Origin of the sequence: Rhodoferax sp. WC2427, from assembly GCF_040822085.1 — a bacterium.
In the GTDB taxonomy this organism is placed as follows: domain Bacteria; phylum Pseudomonadota; class Gammaproteobacteria; order Burkholderiales; family Burkholderiaceae_C; genus Rhodoferax_B.
Window position 1 is genome coordinate 2013997 of sequence record NZ_CP162006.1, and the last position, 17532, is coordinate 2031528.

A 17532-nucleotide genomic window follows, 5' to 3' on the forward strand; every position below is an offset into this window, starting at 1 on the left:
CCGACCATGCCCATCGCCCTGCAACTCACCGGCCATGCCAAAGATTTGGGGGGCGGCTTCGTGGTGCGCCGGGTGCTGCCCGCCGCCGCGCGGCAGTCGGTCGGGCCCTTTTTGTTTTTTGACCACTTCGGTCCCGTGACCGTGCCGCCTGGCGGGGGCCACGCGGTGCGTCCCCACCCGCACATCGGGCTGGCCACGGTCACTTATTTATTTGAAGGCGCGATGCTGCACAGCGACAGCCTGGGCTACGTGCAACAGATCGCGCCGGGCGCCATCAACTGGATGACCGCCGGGCGCGGCATCGTCCATTCCGAGCGGCCACCACCGGCCATGGCCACCACCGCCTACACCAACCACGGCATCCAGCTCTGGGCCGCGCTGCCGCAGGCCTTTGAAGAGGTGGAGCCCAGCTTCACCCACACCCCCGCCGAGGCCATTCCCGAACTGACTGTGGGCGATGCCCAGGTGCGCGTGCTGATCGGCCAGGCCTGGGGCCAGACTTCGCCAGTGGCCACCTTTGCACCCACCCTGTACCTGGACATTGCGCTGCCCGCCGGTGGCCAGCTGGACCTGCCGCCACTGGCGCAGGAGCTGGCGGTGTACCCGGTGGAGGACGGTGTGGAGGTGGACGGCACCCCGCTGGCCGCCCGCACCCTGGCGTTGCTGCAGCCCGGTGTGACCACGCAGATCCGCGCCACCGCTGCCGTTCGCCTGCTGGTGATCGGCGGCGACCCGCTGGACGGCCACCGCTTCATCAGCTGGAACTTCGTCTCCAGCCGCAAAGAGCGCATCCTGCAAGCCGAAGGGGACTGGCAAGCCCAGCGCATGGGGCAGGTGCCGGGGGATGCGGAGTTTATTCCGCTGCCGGAGAAGCATTAGCTATTGAATTTGTAGCTGCTTGTGCTGGTTCTATCAGCGCTGGTAGCCGTTTTGGTGTCTCTCTTCCGTTTCGGGTGGTGCACCACTGGGTGCCGGCTGGAGAGCTGGCGGGTTTGACGGGTTGGCTGTCGGTTGATTGGGTGGCAGGGCTGGCTACCGACAGCAACAGGCTGTTGTGGTCTAGCGGGCCATGGTCGCGATCTTCATGACCTGGTGGACCGCAAACGTCGTGCTAGAGATCTGTTTTTACAGCTTCAACGTTTGAATTTACCGGACTGGCGCGGCTTGTCGCGACAGGTCCGGTGGAATGAATTGTTAGCCGTCACTGCGGCCGCTCCTTCATAAGAGCTGCTTTCGAGGCTGGAATAAGAACGTCTCGACCAGCACCTATGATTGGAAGCAAAAAATCGTTTGCGTTCCTGATGACGTGAGGCCCAAGTCGGTACCCGCGCCCTTCCCAAGCAGCCTCGCCCGGCTCTCCTACAAGCACAATCTGTTGACAACCGTTCCTACACGTGTAGACGGTTTCTTTTCCTTGGCGGGAGATTGTCGCTTGACTGAGTGTTTGTTTCGCCCCGCAAGTTGGGCACGACGTATTGATTTCTTGATCAGTGGGTAACCGCGCTCCCTGTGGAGCAGTGAGTTGACCGACCAAAACATCTTCCACACGCACGAGTTCGGGAACCAGGCTGAGCCCCAAGAACGCTACCCCAAGGCCCGAGAGAAAACGGCCGAGCGATTCGTCAGCATTAGAGACTCCGGCATGCGCGCCGGCCCCACCGGCTGCGGCCATGAACTCTTGGACAAGGCGCGCCTCTCTACCCCGGAGGAGACCAGCAGATTCGAGCGCGCTACGCGCTTCGCCGCCTTTCTTCTTCGTGCTGAGGCGAAGCGCTGCGACTTCATTGAATAGCGCCTCAAGGGCCGCACGCACTTGCGCGTTCGTAGACTCCCATTCCGATCGGTCTAAGGCTGACTTGGAAAGTTCGAAGTGACGGGCCGCCTCGGCGAACCCTTGACGTTGAAGGCGTTCCATCAGCGACTGAAAGTGTTCAGACATGGTGGTGACGGTTAACGTGATGTACACCGCAAACCCTGAGGTTTAAATCGGCTGTTGAGGTTTAAATCGTCCATCAAAATCTTCTGGAAACGGTTTGAAGACTGGTTTTTGATGCGGGTAATGGATTTTTTATACAGGTATAAAAATTCAGACAAACCCCGCATTCCAAGTGGGGCCACCACTATAGTTTGCCAAAGCCTTGCAGTAACGATAGCGCAGCCCGGGGCGTGTCTTAGCCAGGGGTGCGGGCACGTGCCCAAGGGCCGCCAATCCGCCAAAGGGGTCGGAGCACGAATGCGGGTTGGCAGGAGACACAACAACAGGGTTTTTAGCGCGCAATCGTGGTCCGACCCCATTGGCTATCGCCCGTGCAGTCGAGACAGGTAGCTTCTCTTTCGATAGTAAAAAACAGGAGCTGCTTGCGTCCATTCCATAAGCGCTGGCATCCTTTTCGGCACCTGAAAATAGGCCTAAAAATCTGAAATGGACGAACGCAGCGGCTTTGCCGATGTGAACCAAGCCAAGCGCCGCGCCGAGCTCGCGCCCTAGGCGCGATGCCCGGCGTAGCCGGGCCGATCCCGCTCCCCGGGGTCCCCATCTGTGTGCGCCGAGGAGCACAGCTTTGGGCGGATCAGGGCTGGCGTTGTTTGAGCGCCAGCGAGTTTAGCCAGACCCCGCCCAAAGCGCGCACCGCAGGTTCCCGCAGCGAAAGCGGAGGGCGCAGACAGTTGGGGCGCCTTTCTTTTGGTGTCTTTTCTTTTGCGTAAAAGAAAAGATACTGCGCCGCCGGGCGCACCACCCGGCCGACGATGCTCGCAGGCACCCAGAAAACGTCAACGCAAATCCGCCAATAGGGGTCGGAGCCCAAATGCGGGATGCAGCCCTCTTGTACCGCCAGCAAGCTGCGCGCAATTGGGATCCGACCCCCATTGGCTACCGCCCGTACACCCCACAGATTGCTTCTCTTTTGATAGTAAAAAACAGGAGCTGCCCACGCTTACGCAATAAGCGCAGGCAGTGTTTTTTTAACCTCAAAATAGGCCAAAAAACCCAGAACTGGCACGATGGGCCGGTCATGGCCATCCGCTGGTGAAATCAGCCCCAGCAGCCCATTGCCCATAAACCCCGTTTCAGCTCAGCGCCCGGTCCAGGTGCGTGTAGCCACCGTCCACAAACAGCCACTGCCCGGTGGTATGGCTGGCGGCATCGGACAGCAGGAAGACAGTGGTGCGTGCGATCTCTTCCGAGGTGGTCATGCGCTGACCCAGCGGGATCTTGCTGGTGATGCTGCGCAGTTTCTCGTCGGCGTTGTCGAAGCTGCTGATCCAGCGCGCGTACAGCGGGGTCATCACCTCGGCGGGGATCACGGCGTTGACGCGCACGCCGTCTTTCAGCAGCGAGGCGGCCCACTCGCGGGTCAGGGACAGTTGCGCGCCCTTGGATGCCGTGTAGCCGCTGGTGTCGCCCTGGCCGGTGAGTGCGGTTTTGGACGAGATGTTGACTATTGAGCCGCGCGAGGCCTTGAGGTGCGGCACGCAGTAGTGGGCCATCACGTAATAGTGGATGAGGTTTTTGTCCAGCGAGGCCACAAACGCGTCGCGCCCCGCGTCCAGGCCCACGCTGTCGTTGATGCCCGCGTTGTTGACCAGGCCGTCGATGCGCTGGAATTGGGCCATGGTCTGCGCCACGGCGGCACCGCAGGCGGCATCGTCTTGCAGGTCGAGCTGGATGAACTGGTACTTGGGCTGCAAGGCGTGGAGCTGGGCCGCGAAGTCCTCACCCAAGGCGCTTTTTCCCAAGATGACGGGGATCGCCCCCTCTTGCGCCAGCGCCAGCGAGATCGCGCCGCCAATGCCGCTGCCCCCGCCGGTGACGAGGATGACTTTGTCTGTGAGATGCAAATCCATGGGAGCTTTCAGAAAGAAGGAAGGCCGTAGCAACGGATGGCGTTGCCAGACCAAAAGGCGGTTTGTTCGGAATCCGATAGACGTTGAGCCGCCCAAGTGTGCGCTAGCTGGTGCACAGCGGGGTAGGGCGCGGCCAGATCGCACACCGGCCAGTCGGAGCCGAACAGCAGGCGTGCCGGGCCAAAGGCTTCCAGCGCGGTGTCGAAGCAGTTCCACACCGCCTGCTGCACGCTGGTGGGCAGGCCATCGGCAACATTCGCAAATGGCCAGGCGGCCTCGGTCACCAGGCCTGAGAGCTTGCACACCATATGGGGCAGGGCGGCCAGTGCTTTCAGCGACTGGGTCCATTGCGGCATCTGTTCCGGGTTTTTGAGCGGCGGTTTGCCCAGGTGGTCCAGCACCAGCCAGTGTGCATCGTGGGCCGTGCAGAAGTCGATGACCTGCGGCATCTGGTGGGCAAACACCAGCACGTCGTAGGCCAGTTGGCGGCTTTGCAGCAGGGCTACGCCGCGCCGAAACTGCGGGCTGTCCACCACCTGGGCCACATCGGGTTCGTCTTGCAGGATATGGCGAAAGCCGCACAGTTTGGAATGCCCTGCCCAGTCGTCGAGCCGGGCTTCCAGCGCGGGGCTGGCCAGGTCGGCCCAGCCCACCACGCCCAGGATCTGGGGGTGGTGGGTGGCCAGACTGAGCAGAAAGTCCGTCTCGGCGGCCTCGGTGCGGGCCTGCACCGCGATGGAGCCGCTGATGCCGCTGGCCTGCATGGGGCAGTCGGCGGGGGCCCGGTCTTGCGCCAGCACGGCCATGCCGGGGCCAATCCACGGAAAGGCCGCAGGCTCGAAGCGCCAGTAGTGCTGGTGGCTGTCGATCTTTTGCATCATTTTTTGAAGGCGTACTGCACCAGGGTTTCTGGCAGCATTTCGATGGAAAAGCCCGCTGCGGTGGGTGGCATGTAGGCCGCATTCTGGATGACGCAGGGCTCCTTGAAATGCTCGTGCAGGTGGTCTACGTACTCAATGACGCGGCCCTCGCGGGTACCAGCGATGCTGAGAAAGTCGATCATCGACAGGTGCTGCACGTACTCGCACAGGCCCACGCCACCCGCGTGCGGGCACACCGGCAGGTTGTATTTGGCGGCCATCAGCATGACGGCCAGGATTTCGTTGACCCCACCCAGGCGGCAAGAGTCGATTTGCACCACGTCGATGGCCCCGCGCATGATGAACTGCTTGAACATGATGCGGTTCTGGCACATTTCGCCGGTGGCCACCTGCATCGGGGCCACGCTTTCACGGATGACGCGGTGGCCTTCGATGTCGTCGGGGCTGGTAGGTTCTTCGATGAACCAGGGCTTGGCAAAGGCCAGGTCTTTCAGCCAATCCACCGCCTGGCCCACGTCCCAGACCTGGTTGGCGTCGATCATCAAATGCCGGTCCGGGCCCAGCACTTCGCGGGCAATGCGCAGACGGCGGATGTCGTCGGCCTTGTCCCGGCCCACCTTGAGCTTGACGTGGTTGAAGCCCGCGTCCACCGCCTCCTGGCACAGGCGGCGCAACTTCTCGTCGCCATAGCCCAGCCAACCGGCCGAGGTGGTGTAGCAGGGGTAGCCTTCGCGCTGCAAGGTGGCCAGGCGCTCGGCCTTGCCGACGGCGCGCTCGGTCAGCAGCGCCAGGGCCTCATCGGGGGTGATGCAGTCGGTGATGTAGCGAAAGTCGATGCAGCGCACCAGCTCTTCGGGGCTCATTTCGCCCACCAGCTGCCATACCGGCTTGCCCACCGATTTGGCCCACAGGTCCCACACCGCGTTGACCACCGCGCCGGTGGCCAGGTGGATGGCGCCCTTGTCGGGGCCGATCCAGCGCAGTTGGCTGTCGGAGGTGATGTGCCGCCAAAAGCGCCCCATGTCGGCGGCGATCCAGTCCAGGTCCAGGCCCACCACCAGGTGCTGCATGGCCAGGATGGCGGCGCAGCAAATGTCGTTGCCGCGGCCAATGGTGAAGGTCAGGCCGTGGCCGTTCAGGCCGGGCTGGTCGGTTTCCAGGATGACGTAGGCGGCCGAATAGTCGGGGTCGGGGTTCATGGCATCCGAACCATCCAGATGCTGCGAGGTGGGGAAGCGCAGGTCGATGGCGCGCAGGGATTGGATGACGGGCATGGTAAATAGGGGATAGGGGGTTGGCAACTCTACCCTCACCCCAACCCTCTCCCGCGCGCGGGAGAGGGTTGGGGTGAGGGTGGAAACTTGGCGTGGTTTTGGGCACGCCAAGAGATTCAGGTTTTAGTCGTACAGCACCGCAGCGATCTTGGGCTCGTCGATGTTGGACTTGTCGTAGAAGTAGAAGCCGGTGTCGATGATCTTGGGCAGCTTTTCGCCCTTGAGTGCCTTGACGGCGGCTTCGACGGTCTTGTAGCCAATGCCCACCGGGTTCTGGGTGATGGCCCCGGCCATGGCACCGCTGCGCACGGCTTCTTTTTGCTGCTTGCCCGAGTCGTAGCCGATGATGACGATGCTGCGCTTCATCTCCTTGGCACCGTTGAGCACGCCGATGGCCGAGCCCTCATTGGCACCAAAAATGCCTTTGATGTTGGGGTTGGCTTGCAGGATGGACTTGGTGATTTCGGTGGACTTCAACTGGTCGCCGCCGCCGTATTGCACGCTGACAATCTTGATGTTGGGGTAGGTCGATTTGATACGTTCCACAAAGCCGTCGCGGCGGTCCACACCGGTGCGGCTGGTCTGGTCGTGCACCACCAGCGCCACTTCACCGGCCTTGCCGATCAGGCCGGCCATCTTGTCGGCGGCCAGGGCAGCAGCGGCCTTGTTGTCGGTGGTGGCGGTAGTGACGGGGATGTCGCTGTCCACACCCGAGTCAAACGCGACCACCGGGATCTTGGCGGCCTGGGCCTTTTTCAGCAGCGGAATGGCGGCCTGGCTGTCGAGTGCGGCAAAACCAATGGCCGAAGGCTTCTTGGCCAGGGCCGAGGACAGCATGTCGATTTGCTTGTCCACCATGGCTTCGGTCTCGGGGCCTTCGAAGGTGACCTTGACCTTCAGGTCTTTGCCCGCCTGGTCGGCACCTTGCTTCACGGCCTGCCAGAACTGGTGCTGGAAGCCCTTGGACACCAGCGGAATGTAAATTTCATCGGCTGCAAAGCTTTTGCCGGTAATCAGGCTGGTCAGGCTGAAACCAACAGCCAGGCAAATCAGTTTTCTTTTAAAAATCATGTCATATCTCCAAATATTATAGGTATCGAAATTGCGGATGGGTGCATGAAATACTCGTGGGTTATTTGCGCCTCCTTAAAATATCAGCGTACACCGCCAAAATAATGATGATTCCGGTAATCACGGTCTGCCACTCCTGGGCCACCGACATAATGCGCAGCCCGTTGGTCAAAACGCTCATGATGAAAGCGCCAATAATCGTGCCCAATATCGTGCCCGCCCCGCCGCTGAGCGAGGTGCCGCCAATCACCACCGCCGCAATCGCATCCAACTCATAACCTTGCCCCAGCGCAGGCTGGGCGGAATTGAGGCGCGAGGCGATCAGCAAGCCGGCAATGCCGCAAATGGCGCCGTTGAGCGAATAGATAATGATTTTCCAACGGTCGACATTCACACCGGATAAACGCACGGCTTCTTCGTTGCTGCCCAGGGCGAAGGTGTAGCTGCCCAAAATGGTCTTGTTCAAAATAAGGCTGGATACCACTGCCACCACAAACAAAATCAGCACCGCATTGGGAATCGGCAGGCTGGGGAAGAAATAGCCGATGAGCGATTCTTGCGAGATATACGAGAAATTCGGGGTGTCGTTGAAGTAAATGGGCTTGGTGCCCGAAATCACCAATGACAGGCCTTTGAGCAGCATCATCATGCCCAGCGTGGCAATGAAGGGCGGGATCTTCAGCTTGGCAATCAAGAAGCCCGACACCCAGCCCGCCAGCGCGCCAAACACAATCGCCGCCGCCACGCCCAGGTACATGGGCAGGCCCCAGTAGGTCATGAACACGCCGGCCATCACGGCGCAAAACGTCATCAGCGTGCCCACCGACAAATCAATGCCGGAGGTGATGATCACGAAGGTGCAGGCAATCGCCAGCACGCCGTTCACCGCCGTGGCCTGCAATATGCCGACCAGGTTGTCGGTTTGCAAGAAGTTGGGCGAGGCGGCACTGAAAAACACCATCAGCCCCACCAGGCTGGTAAAGGCCAGCAGTTTTTGCCGGGTGCTTTGGCTGAACAGGGCGGCCTTGAGGCGTTGCGCGGGGGATAGGTTGGACATGGGTGAGGTGGGTTTTTTAGAGAGCGGGGACTTCACGCTGGGTCGCGAGTTGCATGATTTTTTCTTGGGTGGCCTCGGCGGCCGACAGCTCGCCGGTGATGCGGCCCTCGCACATCACCACGATGCGGTGGCTCATGCGCAGCACCTCGGGCAGCTCGCTGGAGATCATCACAATGGCGCGGCCCTGCTCGGCCAGGGCGTGCAGCAGCTTGTAGATTTCGGCCTTGGCGCCCACATCGATGCCGCGCGTGGGCTCGTCAAAAAACAGCACCTCGCAGTCGCGCAGCAGCCATTTGGCAATCACAATCTTTTGTTGGTTGCCGCCTGACAACAGCCCGGCGCGTTGGAAGATCGATGGGGTTTTGATGCCCAACTGGCCCACGTACTTTTGCGCCACGGCTTCAATGGCATCCTGCTGGAGCCAGAAGCCCAGGGAGACAAAATTCTTCAGGTTCGCCAGCAGGATGTTGGACTGCACGTCCATGCCGGTGGCCAGGCCGTAGCGTTTGCGGTCTTCGGACAGATAGCCAATGCCGTACCGCACCGCGTCGCTGGGGGCCTGGATGTCCACCACCTGGCCCTTGATGCGGATCTCTCCCGCGTCGCGCGCGTCGGCCCCAAAGATGGCCCGCGCCACTTCGGTACGGCCCGCGCCCATCAGCCCGGCAAAGCCCAGGATCTCGCCCTTGCGCACGCTGAAAGATACGTTCTTGATGCTACGGCCCCGGTTCAAGCCCTTCACTTCCAGCATCACCGCGTCGCTGTCGCCGGTGTGGGCGTACTGGACGGGCGTGTGCACCTCCAGGGCGCGGCCCACCATCATGCCGATGATGGTGTCCATGCTGGTGGTGGCGGTGGGCACGGTGCCGATGGTCTCGCCGTCGCGCATCACGGTGACGCGGTCTGAAATGACCTTGAGTTCGTCCATCTTGTGCGAGATGTAGACGATGCCCACGCCCTGGCTTTTGAGCTGGCGGATGATGCGAAACAGGTCCTCAATCTCGGCGTTGTTCAGCGCGGCGGTGGGCTCGTCCATGATCAGCACGCGCGAGTCGAACGACAGCGCCTTGGCAATCTCCACCATTTGCTGCTTGGCCACGGTGAGCTCGCCCACCTCGACGCGCGGATCCAGCTGCAGGTGCAAGCGGTCAAAGACGGCCTGGGTGTCATCCACCATCTTTTGCTGGTCCACAAACAGGCCGAAGCGCCCCATGGGCTCGCGCCCGATGAAGATGTTTTGCGCGGCGCTGAGGTGGTTCATCAGGTTCAGCTCCTGGTGGATGATGCCGATGCCCAGGGCCTGCGCGGCCCGGGGCGTGGGGATGTCCACTGGCTTGCCATCCATCTGGATCTCGCCCGCGTCCTTGGTGTACACCCCGGCCAGCACCTTCATCAGCGTGGACTTGCCTGCGCCGTTTTCGCCCATCAGCGCGTGCACCTCGCCAGGGGCCAGTTCAAACCGGCAGTCGTTCAGCGCTTTGACGCCGGGGAACGACTTGGTCAGGTGGGTGATGCTTATGAGTGCTGCCATGTAGGGGTTTGTATTTATATGCAAACAAAGTGTTCATGGATGAACATTGCAGATAATGTTACGGCTGGAGACACATCCGTGCGTTGGTACTTTCCCTTGAAAAATAAGATGCTTGTATGAAAAAAGCCGAATCCACCTTGGCAGCGCCCGACGACCGCTACCGCGCCCCCGCCCTGGACAAGGGCCTGGACATCCTGGAGCTGCTGGCCAGCCAGCCCCAGGGCCTGACCCGGGCCGAAATCGTCAAGGCCATGGACCGCGGGGCCAGCGAGATCTACCGCATGCTGGAGCGGCTGGTGGTGCGCCAGTATGTGATGCGTTCGGTCTCGGGCGACCGCTACGCGCTCAGCCTGAAACTATTTGCCCTGGCCCACATGCACCCGCCTCTGAGTCGCCTGGTGGCACAGGCCCTGCCGCTGATGGACGTGTTTGCCCAGCGGGCCGAGCAGTCCTGCCACATGGGCGTGTACGACCGCGGCAGCGTGCTGATCACCGCCCAGGTCAACGGCCCCAGCGCCTGGGGCATGTCCACCCGGCTGGGCGCGCGCGTGGGCCTGCTGGATTCGGCCTCGGGCCACGTGCTGCTGGCCTTCAGCGATGCCGAACGCGCCCGGCGCATGCTGGCCGAGCACACCACCCTGGATGGCGAGGTACCCATGGACAGCGCCGCCCTGGCCACCGTGTCCGACACCGTGCGCCAGCAGGGCTACTGGCAGGGCGACAGCCTGCAGTCGTTTGGCGTGGTCGATATTTCGTACCCGATCCTGGGCGTGGACGGCAGCGCCCTGGCGGCACTGACCTGCCCCTACATCCGCCGCATCGACCGCCATGCCGGTCCCAGCGAAGCCGATGCGCGGGCCCACCTGCTGGAGGCGGCGCAGGCGCTGTCGCTGGCGGCGGGGCGCTGAATTCAAATGCTATCTATTCAGTAGCTGCTCATGCTTATTCCATAAGCACAAGCAGCCGATTTCTTATAAATTCTGGCGCCTGCGCAGGCGCAAGGGCATGCCCCCGGCGGGGCGCAGGATCACGTTGAGCCGGGGCTGCACCGGGGCCGAGGCTGCGGGTGCCAGGCTGAAACGCTGCAACACCATGGCGGCCACCAGCACCATCTCGCTCATGGCAAACAGGCTGCCGATGCAGACCCGCGGGCCGGTGCCAAACGGCAGGTAGCTGCCGCGCACCTGGGCCGCCTGGCCGGCCTCGGAAAACCGCTCCGGGTCGAAGCGTTCGGGCTCGGGGAACCAGCGGCCATCGCGGTGCAGCACCCAGGGCGTGACGCGCACCAGCGCCCCTTGAGGCAGTTGCCAGGGGCCGATCTGCACCGGCTCCACCGAGCGGCGGCTGATCAGCGACGCGGCGGGCGGGTACAGGCGCATGGTTTCCTTGAGCGTTTGCGCCAGGTAGGGCAGGGCGGGGATGTCGGCGTACTGCGGCGGGCGCGGGCCCAGCGCTTGGTCAACCTCGGCCTGGGCGCGCCGGGCGCAGTCGGGGTTTTGGGCCATGGTGTGGCCCCACCAGGTGAGTGCGGCGGCGGTGGTTTCGTGCCCGGCCAGGAAGATGGTCATGCACTGGTCGCGCACCTCCTGGTCGCTTAATGTGTTCTGGGCCCCCTGGTCGCCTTGCTCGTCGCGGGCGGCCAGCAGCATGCCCAGTACATCGTCCTGCGCGGGGCGGCCTGCCTGGGCCTCCTGGCGGCGCTGGGCGATGTGCCTGCGCACCAGCGCGTCAAGCCGGTGCTTGGCCTGGCGCACCGGCCATTTGTGCGGCAGCCAGTCGGGCAGGCTGGCGGGCCAGAACAGGGCCTGCATGCCGTCCAGGCTGATGGTTTGTACCGCGCGGGCGGCGGCCAGGGCTTCGGCCCGGCCGTCCGGCCCTACCGCGTGGCCGTACAGCGTGCGCAGCACCACGTCCATGGTCAGCTGGGTCATCAGCGGCTCGAAGTCCAGGGTGTGCTCTGGCAGCCTGGGCAGGGCATCCAGCGCCTCGCCTGCGGCGGCCACCATCCAGTCGGCGTAGGCTGCCATGCGCTTGGGGCCAAAGCCGGGCTGCAGCATGCGGCGCTGGCGCTGCCAGACTTCGCCCTCGGTGACCAGCACGCTCTGGCCGTGCACCTCGGCAAACACCGCGGTGCCCCGCTCCCAGCGGATGAAGCTGCGGGCCTTGTCCACCAGCACCTCGCGCACCCATTCGGGGTGGAAGAAGTCGAAGGTGCGCTCGGGCCCGATGCGCGCATAGACCGCGTCGCCATGGGCCGCATGCAGGTGTTCTACGGTGCCCAGGTAGTCGCGCCCCATCTGGCGCAGCAGGGGCAGGCCCCCGAATCGGTTGGCGGGTCCGGGGGGAAACGGGGGTGGTCGAGGGGTCGTCAGAGTGGTGTGCATGCCGCCAGTGTGGAGCCACCGGCCACCGGCTGTATTGAACGATTGCGACACCCTGGGCTGGCTACACTGCGGCCATGCCGTCCCTGCCCGCCCTGCGCTCTACCGCCAGCCTGGTGGCCCCCAGCTGGGGGCTGTCGGCTTGCGTTCGGGCCACGCTGTTTCGCAGCACCCTGGGTGTGGAGCTGTCGCCGACCGAGCGCCTGAACCACTTTCCGTCTTCGCCCCTGTGCTGTCTGTCGTGGATGGTGCAGGGCGAAACCGAACTGCTGGCGCGCGGCGACGAGGTGTTGGCCGCACCGCAGCGCGTGCACCGCATGGCGTTTTTCGGCCCGCACACCGTTCCCACCGTGACCCGCCAGTCGGGGCCGGCAAGCGGCCTGATGCTGATGCTGCTGCCCGATGCCCTGCATGCCCTGACCGGCATCGACATTGCGGCGCACGTCAACCGCCACAGCCCGATGCACCGGGTGCTGGATGCCGACTGGTGCCGCATGGCCCAGGCGGTGCTGGACGCGCCCAACGACCCGGCCCGGTTGCGGCTGATCGAGGATTTTCTGTTGCCCCGCTGGCAGGCGGCGCGGCGTGGAGGGGCTGTGCCTGCACGCTGCGCCGACGACTGGGTGCAGGCGCTGGGCGTGCGGGCCCTGGCATCGGGCATGGGCCAGAGCCTGCGCCAGGCCGAGCGCCGCATCCGCGCCTGGACCGGCCAGTCGCTGCGCGGCCTGCGGGGCCGGGCGCGGGCCGAGTCGGCGTTTTTCCAGGCGCGCGAGGCGATGGACCTGGGCCTGCCCAACTGGGCCGCTATCGCCGCCGAATCGGGTTATGCCGACCAGTCGCATTTCTGCCGCGAGTCCCGCCGCGTGACCGGCCTGAGCCCGACCGAACTGCGGCGGCGCATGGACGAGGACGAGAGCTACTGGGTGTACCGGGTCTGGTCCTAGCCTGTCTGTCTATTTGGGCACCGTGAACGCCAGCGGCCCGCCTTCACACATGCCGTCGGACAGCACCAGCACCTCGTAGCTGCTGGGCGTTTCTTTCAGCACCGTAATGGCTTCGGGCTTGATTTCCTTGTCGCAGTCGCCCAGCTTGACGCGGCCCAGGTCGAGTGAGGCCAACCACTGGGGCGTGACCGGGGTGCTGCTGGCTTGGCCGTCCCACCAGGCCACTGCCCAGCCCACGCCTTGGTAGGCTTGGGCATCGTTGGGCCCGGTCAGCAGCAAAAAGCCCTTGGCCACGGCTTCCATGTCGCGGATACCACGGCCTGTGCCCAGCACCAGGGGGGTGACTGTGGCGTTGACGGCCCCAGCGGGCGTGAACAAGGCCTCGGCATCCACCGCCAGCACCGCCCCCATGCTGCGCAGGCCAAAGTACAAGCGCCCGTCGCGCACGGCCACGCCTTCGATGTTGATACCGGCAGCGTCGCCCAGGGCTGCATTTTCCTGGGTAAAGGCTTTCAGTGCGGGCTGGGCCTGCATCACCGTCCATAAGCGGCCGGTATCGGCGTAGCCCGCCAGGGCCCCGTCGGCGCTGCGCAATGCGCGGCCCGTGGCGGGGTCGCGCTGGAAGCGGATGACGTGGCGGCTGTGCGGGTTGCTGTCGCCGCTTTTGCGCTTGGCCGAGTGCGAGCCGGTCACAAAAAAGTAGCGGCCATCGGTGGCGGCCCCTTCGGCGTCGAGCTCGCCGGTGTCATCGCGCAGCACCAGTGGGGCGGGTTCTGCCACCATGGCCGCGTCTTGCAGCGTGGCCCAGCGGGCGTGCACGCCTTCGTCAAACGCCAGCAGACACACGCGCTGCTGCTGGGCATTGAGGCTGCAGGCGATGCCGCTGACCGATTGGCGGGTTTTCAGCGCCTTCTTTTTTCCCTGGTCGAACGCGAACCCGGCCTGCACCGGCCATACGCCCCCGTGCGGTTGGATGCTGGGCGGTGCCGCCTGGGCCTGGGTGCTGGCCATGGCCAGGAGCAGGCTGGCAGCGGTTTGGAGGAGCGGGGTGGACGGCAGCATGGTGGGAGTTCCAAAAAAGGGTTTGCTACAAAAAAAGAAGCTGCCCATGCCGATCGGATCAGCGTAGCAGGCCGATTTTTTATAAATCCTTGAGGGCGTTGCGGGTGAGTTGTTCCAGCAGGTCTTTGCGGTATTTTCGCCAGGCCTCGATGGACATAAAGCGTGGCGGTGCGGTCGTGGATGGCGGCTCGGCCTCGCGCCGCGGGCACAGCCAGCCCATGGCGGGGCGCTCGCCCAGCATTTCTTCCATGGTGATGGCCTCCAGCACCGCGGCGGATTTGTCGCCCAGCGGCATGCGGGCGGCTTTGTCGACCAGCGGCTGCAGCCCGGGCAGCGCAGCGTACCAGTTTTGCAGGTGTTCGGCCTTGCTGCGGTCGGTGCAGCGCATGCCGTCCAGGGTCAGTGCCAGCTTGGCGTGGAAGAAGAAGATGACGGCTTCATCGTCGTAGTTGTCGCCCCCGCTGCGCATGCGGGCCAGGTCCATGGCGTAGGCAAACGAGTAGCGCGCGTCGGCATTTTCCGACAGCACGCGCCAGCGCAGCCAGGTGGCGTTGAGCAGCAGGTCGGCGCTGGTGAGCGCGCCGCTGGTCTGGTCCAGCGGGGCCTTGCCCACCTGCGGGTCGGTCTGTGCGTCCAGCGACGTCCAGGCGGCGGCCGCTTCGGCCGTGGGCGGGTCGGCCCGCAGGGCGCGGGCGCGCTGGGCGGCTTCGCGCCAGCGGGGGACGCCTTCGGTGGCCTTGATGCGCTGGATATCGGCAAAGCTGGCGGCCTGGACGGCGCCCAGGCAGGCCCAGAGCAACGCGGCGGCAAGCCGTTTCATATGGCGGCGTGCGGGGGCAGCGAGGCGCTGGCCCACTGGTGCACCGCCGCGATGTCGTCGGGCGAGGTGCGGCAGCAGCCGCCAATCAGCCGGGCCCCGCGCGCATGCCAGCCGCGGGCCTGGTCGGCGAAGTGCGAGGCGCTGGGGTTGCCGTGCCACTGCTTGTGGGTGGCGTCATAGTGCTCGCCCGAGTTGGGGTAGACCAGCAGCGGCTTGGTGGTACGGGCGTGCATCTGGTCGACCAGCGAGGCGATGAATTCGGGTGCGGTGCAGTTCACACCCACGGCCACCACCTGGGCGTAACCGTCCAGCGCAGCCACGCAGTCGCCCAACAGCTCGCCTTCGCTGGTGTGCAGACCGTCGCGGCAGGAGAAGCTGATCCACGCCGCCGCGCCCGGAAACTCGGGCAGCAGCCGGGCGATGGCGCGGGCCTCGGCCAGGCAGGGAATGGTTTCGCAGGCCAGCAGGTCGGCCCCCGAGTCCACCAGCACGGCCAGCCGGGGGCGGTGGAAGTCCATCAGGGCTTCTTCGCTCAGGCCATAGTGGCCGCGGTACTCCGAGCCGTCGGCCAGCATGGCGCCATACGGGCCCACCGACGCGGCCACCAGCGGCTGGATGCGGCCCACTCGGTTTGAAGGCTCGGCCCAGAAGGTGTCGCGGGCTTCCACCGCCAGCCGCACCGCGTTGCGCATCAGCTGGGCGGCGGTGGCGGCATCGAAACCGCGCTTGGCAAAGCCCTCGAAGGTGGCCTGGTAGCTGGCGGTGGTGGCCACGTCGGCCCCGGCTTTAAAGTAATCCAGGTGTACCTGGTAGATCAGCGCGGGCTGCTCGATCAGCAGCTTGGCCGACCACAGCGGGTCGTTCAGGTCGGCACCCCGGCGCTCCAGCTCGGTGGCCAGTGCGCCGTCCAGAATCACCAGCGGGCGCTGGGCGAAGAAAGCGGTGAGGGGGGAGGAAAGCGGCATGTTGGAAAGGTAATAGGACTTACGCAGCGCCCCTGTATCGCCCTTCGGGCTTACAGGGGGAACTTGCGTAAGTCCTGGGTAAAAGTTATCGCCCGCGGGCATGTTCCGGCACTTCGAGCTTTTTGGCCAGTTGCGACAGGGTCCAGGTCAGCACCAGGTACATGGCCGAGATGGCCAGGTAGGGCTCCCAGTAGCGCGAATAGGCCCCGGCCACGGTGCGGGCGGCCATGGCCAGCTCCAGCAGGCCGATGGCCGAGACCAGCGAGGTGTCTTTGACCAGGGCCACCATTTCGTTCACCAGCGCGGGCACCATGCGCCGAAAGGCCTGCGGCAGCACGATGTAGCGCATGCTCAGCCAGGGGCTCATGCCCAGGCTTTGGGCGGCGGCGTTCTGGCCGGAGTGGATGCTCTGGATGCCCGCGCGGAAGATTTCCGAGATGTAGGCCCCGGCGTTGAGTGTGAGCGCCACCGCGCCGGAGAAGAAGGCGCCATGCTCCTGGCGGAATTCGCGGGCCATGTCGCCCTGCAGCAGCCAGCCGCCGTCGGGGTGGATCAGCAGCGGCATCAGCGCAAAGTGGACCAGCAAGATCTGCACAAACAGCGGTGTGCCGCGAAAAAAGGTCACGTAGGCCGTGGCCAGCGCGCGCAGCAGCTTCAGGGCCCAGGCCACCGGCCAGGGCGGGGAGGGCGGCGCCAGGCTGCTGGTGTTGACCAGCCCCACGGCCGCGCCCAGCAGCATGCCCGCCCCGGTGGCGATCACCGTGAGCTGCACCGTCATCCACAGACCCTGTGCAAACAGGGGGCCGTACCCGGCCAGAATGTCCCAACGCCAGACCATTGCGTGCTCCGGTTGCAGGTGGGTTTACTTGGCTTGCTTGAAGTATTTGTCGTTGATGGCCTGGTAGCTGCCATCGGCCTTGATGTCGGCCAGACCCTTGTTGATCTGGGCCAGCAGCTCGGCGTTGCCCTTTTTCACGGCCACGCCGTAGAACTCGGGGGCAAAGCCTGCGTCGCTGATGGATTTGAAGCCCGCGCTGGGGTTGTTGGCCAGGTAGTGGATGACCACGCCGTTGTCGGCCACCACCGCGTCCACGCCGCCTGCAGCCAGCTCGGCCAGGGCCAGCGGGGTGGATTCGAAGCGCTTGATGTTGGTGCTGGTTTTGCCTTGCAGCTTGACCACCACCTCTTCGCCGGTGGTGCCGGTTTGCACGCCGATCTTTTTCTTCTTCAGGTCGTCCAGCTTGGCGACGGTGGATGTGGCAGGCACGGCGATCAGCTGGCTGGCCTCAAAGTAGGGGTCCGAGAAGTCCATGGTTTGCTTGCGCTCGTCGGTGATGGTGATGGCCGACACCAGCACATCGCGGTCGCCCTGGGCCAGCGCGGTGAAGGCGCCTTCCCATGGGGTGCTGACAAACTTCACTTCCAGCCCGGCTTTCTGGGCCGCAGCGCGCAGCACGTCCATGTCGAAGCCGACGATTTCGCCTTTTTCGTTCTGGAATTCAAACGGCGCGTAGGTCGGGTCGGTGCCCACGGTGATGACCTTGGCCGCTGGTGCGGGTGCTGCCGGTGTCGAAGCAGCAGGCTCGGCCGCCACGGGAGCCGGTGGTGTTTTGCCGCAGCCGCTGAGGAACAGGCCCACGGACAGGGCGGCGACGGACTGGAGGAACTGGCGTTTGAAAGTCATGGAAAGTGCCGCCCGG

General features: G+C 64.4%; 16 protein-coding genes. 4 read left to right on the forward strand and 12 right to left on the reverse strand.

Annotation, left to right across the window (positions count from 1 at the left end):
• Nucleotides 1-6: 6 nt before the first annotated feature.
• Together AB3G31_RS09550 and AB3G31_RS09555 are read left to right on the forward strand one after the other, a co-directional pair.
• Nucleotides 7-879: a pirin family protein gene (locus AB3G31_RS09550; protein WP_367849943.1), complete on the forward strand. Its 873-nt coding sequence runs from the start codon at nt 7-9 to the stop codon at nt 877-879.
• Between the two features lie 643 nt (nt 880-1522).
• A complete protein-coding gene (locus tag AB3G31_RS09555; protein ID WP_367849944.1) occupies nt 1523-1792 on the forward strand; it encodes a hypothetical protein in 270 nt (89 codons plus the stop codon).
• Between the two features lie 1277 nt (nt 1793-3069).
• Here AB3G31_RS09555 and AB3G31_RS09560 read toward each other — a convergent pair.
• The 6 genes from AB3G31_RS09560 to AB3G31_RS09585 all read right to left on the reverse strand — a co-directional run bounded on the left by AB3G31_RS09560 (nt 3070) and on the right by AB3G31_RS09585 (nt 9660).
• Complete coding sequence (locus AB3G31_RS09560) at nt 3070-3846, reverse strand: SDR family oxidoreductase (RefSeq protein WP_367849945.1); 777 nt, start codon at nt 3844-3846, stop codon at nt 3070-3072.
• 8 nt (nt 3847-3854) lie between these two features.
• Entirely contained in the window at nt 3855-4727 is an 873-nt protein-coding gene (locus AB3G31_RS09565; RefSeq protein WP_367849946.1) for an amidohydrolase, read from the reverse strand.
• Nucleotides 4724-6001: an L-fuconate dehydratase gene (locus AB3G31_RS09570; protein WP_367849947.1), complete on the reverse strand. Its 1278-nt coding sequence runs from the start codon at nt 5999-6001 to the stop codon at nt 4724-4726. The genes AB3G31_RS09565 and AB3G31_RS09570 overlap by 4 nt, the downstream gene beginning before the upstream one ends.
• A gap of 123 nt (nt 6002-6124) precedes the next feature.
• Entirely contained in the window at nt 6125-7069 is a 945-nt protein-coding gene (locus AB3G31_RS09575) for an ABC transporter substrate-binding protein (RefSeq protein WP_367850317.1), read from the reverse strand.
• Between the two features lie 64 nt (nt 7070-7133).
• The gene (locus AB3G31_RS09580; RefSeq protein ID WP_367849948.1) at nt 7134-8129 is read right to left on the reverse strand and encodes an ABC transporter permease; all 996 of its coding nucleotides are present in this window, start codon (nt 8127-8129) and stop codon (nt 7134-7136) included.
• Nucleotides 8130-8145: 16 nt separating this feature from the next.
• Nucleotides 8146-9660, reverse strand: a complete 1515-nt coding sequence (locus AB3G31_RS09585) for a sugar ABC transporter ATP-binding protein (RefSeq protein ID WP_367849949.1) — start codon at nt 9658-9660, stop codon at nt 8146-8148.
• A gap of 116 nt (nt 9661-9776) precedes the next feature.
• On the opposite strand from AB3G31_RS09585, the gene AB3G31_RS09590 reads away from it, so the two are divergent.
• On the forward strand, nt 9777-10568 hold the full coding sequence (locus tag AB3G31_RS09590; RefSeq protein ID WP_367849950.1) for an IclR family transcriptional regulator: 792 nt from the start codon (nt 9777-9779) through the stop codon (nt 10566-10568).
• 63 nt (nt 10569-10631) lie between these two features.
• Here AB3G31_RS09590 and AB3G31_RS09595 read toward each other — a convergent pair whose 3' ends face one another.
• Complete coding sequence (locus AB3G31_RS09595) at nt 10632-12044, reverse strand: cytochrome P450 (RefSeq protein WP_367849951.1); 1413 nt, start codon at nt 12042-12044, stop codon at nt 10632-10634.
• 74 nt (nt 12045-12118) lie between these two features.
• On the opposite strand from AB3G31_RS09595, the gene AB3G31_RS09600 reads away from it, so the two are divergent.
• Nucleotides 12119-12985 carry a helix-turn-helix domain-containing protein gene (locus AB3G31_RS09600; protein WP_367849952.1) on the forward strand — a complete coding sequence of 289 codons (867 nt, stop codon included), beginning with the start codon at nt 12119-12121 and terminating at the stop codon, nt 12983-12985.
• 9 nt (nt 12986-12994) lie between these two features.
• On the opposite strand, the gene AB3G31_RS09605 is transcribed toward AB3G31_RS09600, so the two are convergent.
• The 5 genes from AB3G31_RS09605 to AB3G31_RS09625 form a co-directional block, all read right to left on the reverse strand.
• The gene (locus AB3G31_RS09605; protein WP_367849953.1) at nt 12995-14047 is read right to left on the reverse strand and encodes a DUF3616 domain-containing protein; all 1053 of its coding nucleotides are present in this window, start codon (nt 14045-14047) and stop codon (nt 12995-12997) included.
• Between the two features lie 79 nt (nt 14048-14126).
• Nucleotides 14127-14867 (reverse strand): hypothetical protein, encoded by a 741-nt coding sequence (locus tag AB3G31_RS09610; RefSeq protein WP_367849954.1) that lies wholly within the window; start codon nt 14865-14867, stop codon nt 14127-14129.
• On the reverse strand, nt 14864-15832 hold the full coding sequence (gene mmuM / locus AB3G31_RS09615) for a homocysteine S-methyltransferase (RefSeq protein ID WP_367849955.1): 969 nt from the start codon (nt 15830-15832) through the stop codon (nt 14864-14866). Before mmuM ends, AB3G31_RS09610 begins: the two co-directional genes overlap by 4 nt.
• 85 nt (nt 15833-15917) lie before the next feature.
• Complete coding sequence (locus AB3G31_RS09620; RefSeq protein ID WP_367849956.1) at nt 15918-16670, reverse strand: amino acid ABC transporter permease; 753 nt, start codon at nt 16668-16670, stop codon at nt 15918-15920.
• 24 nt (nt 16671-16694) lie between these two features.
• Nucleotides 16695-17516, reverse strand: a complete 822-nt coding sequence (locus AB3G31_RS09625; protein WP_367849957.1) for a basic amino acid ABC transporter substrate-binding protein — start codon at nt 17514-17516, stop codon at nt 16695-16697.
• Nucleotides 17517-17532: the final 16 nt, after the last annotated feature.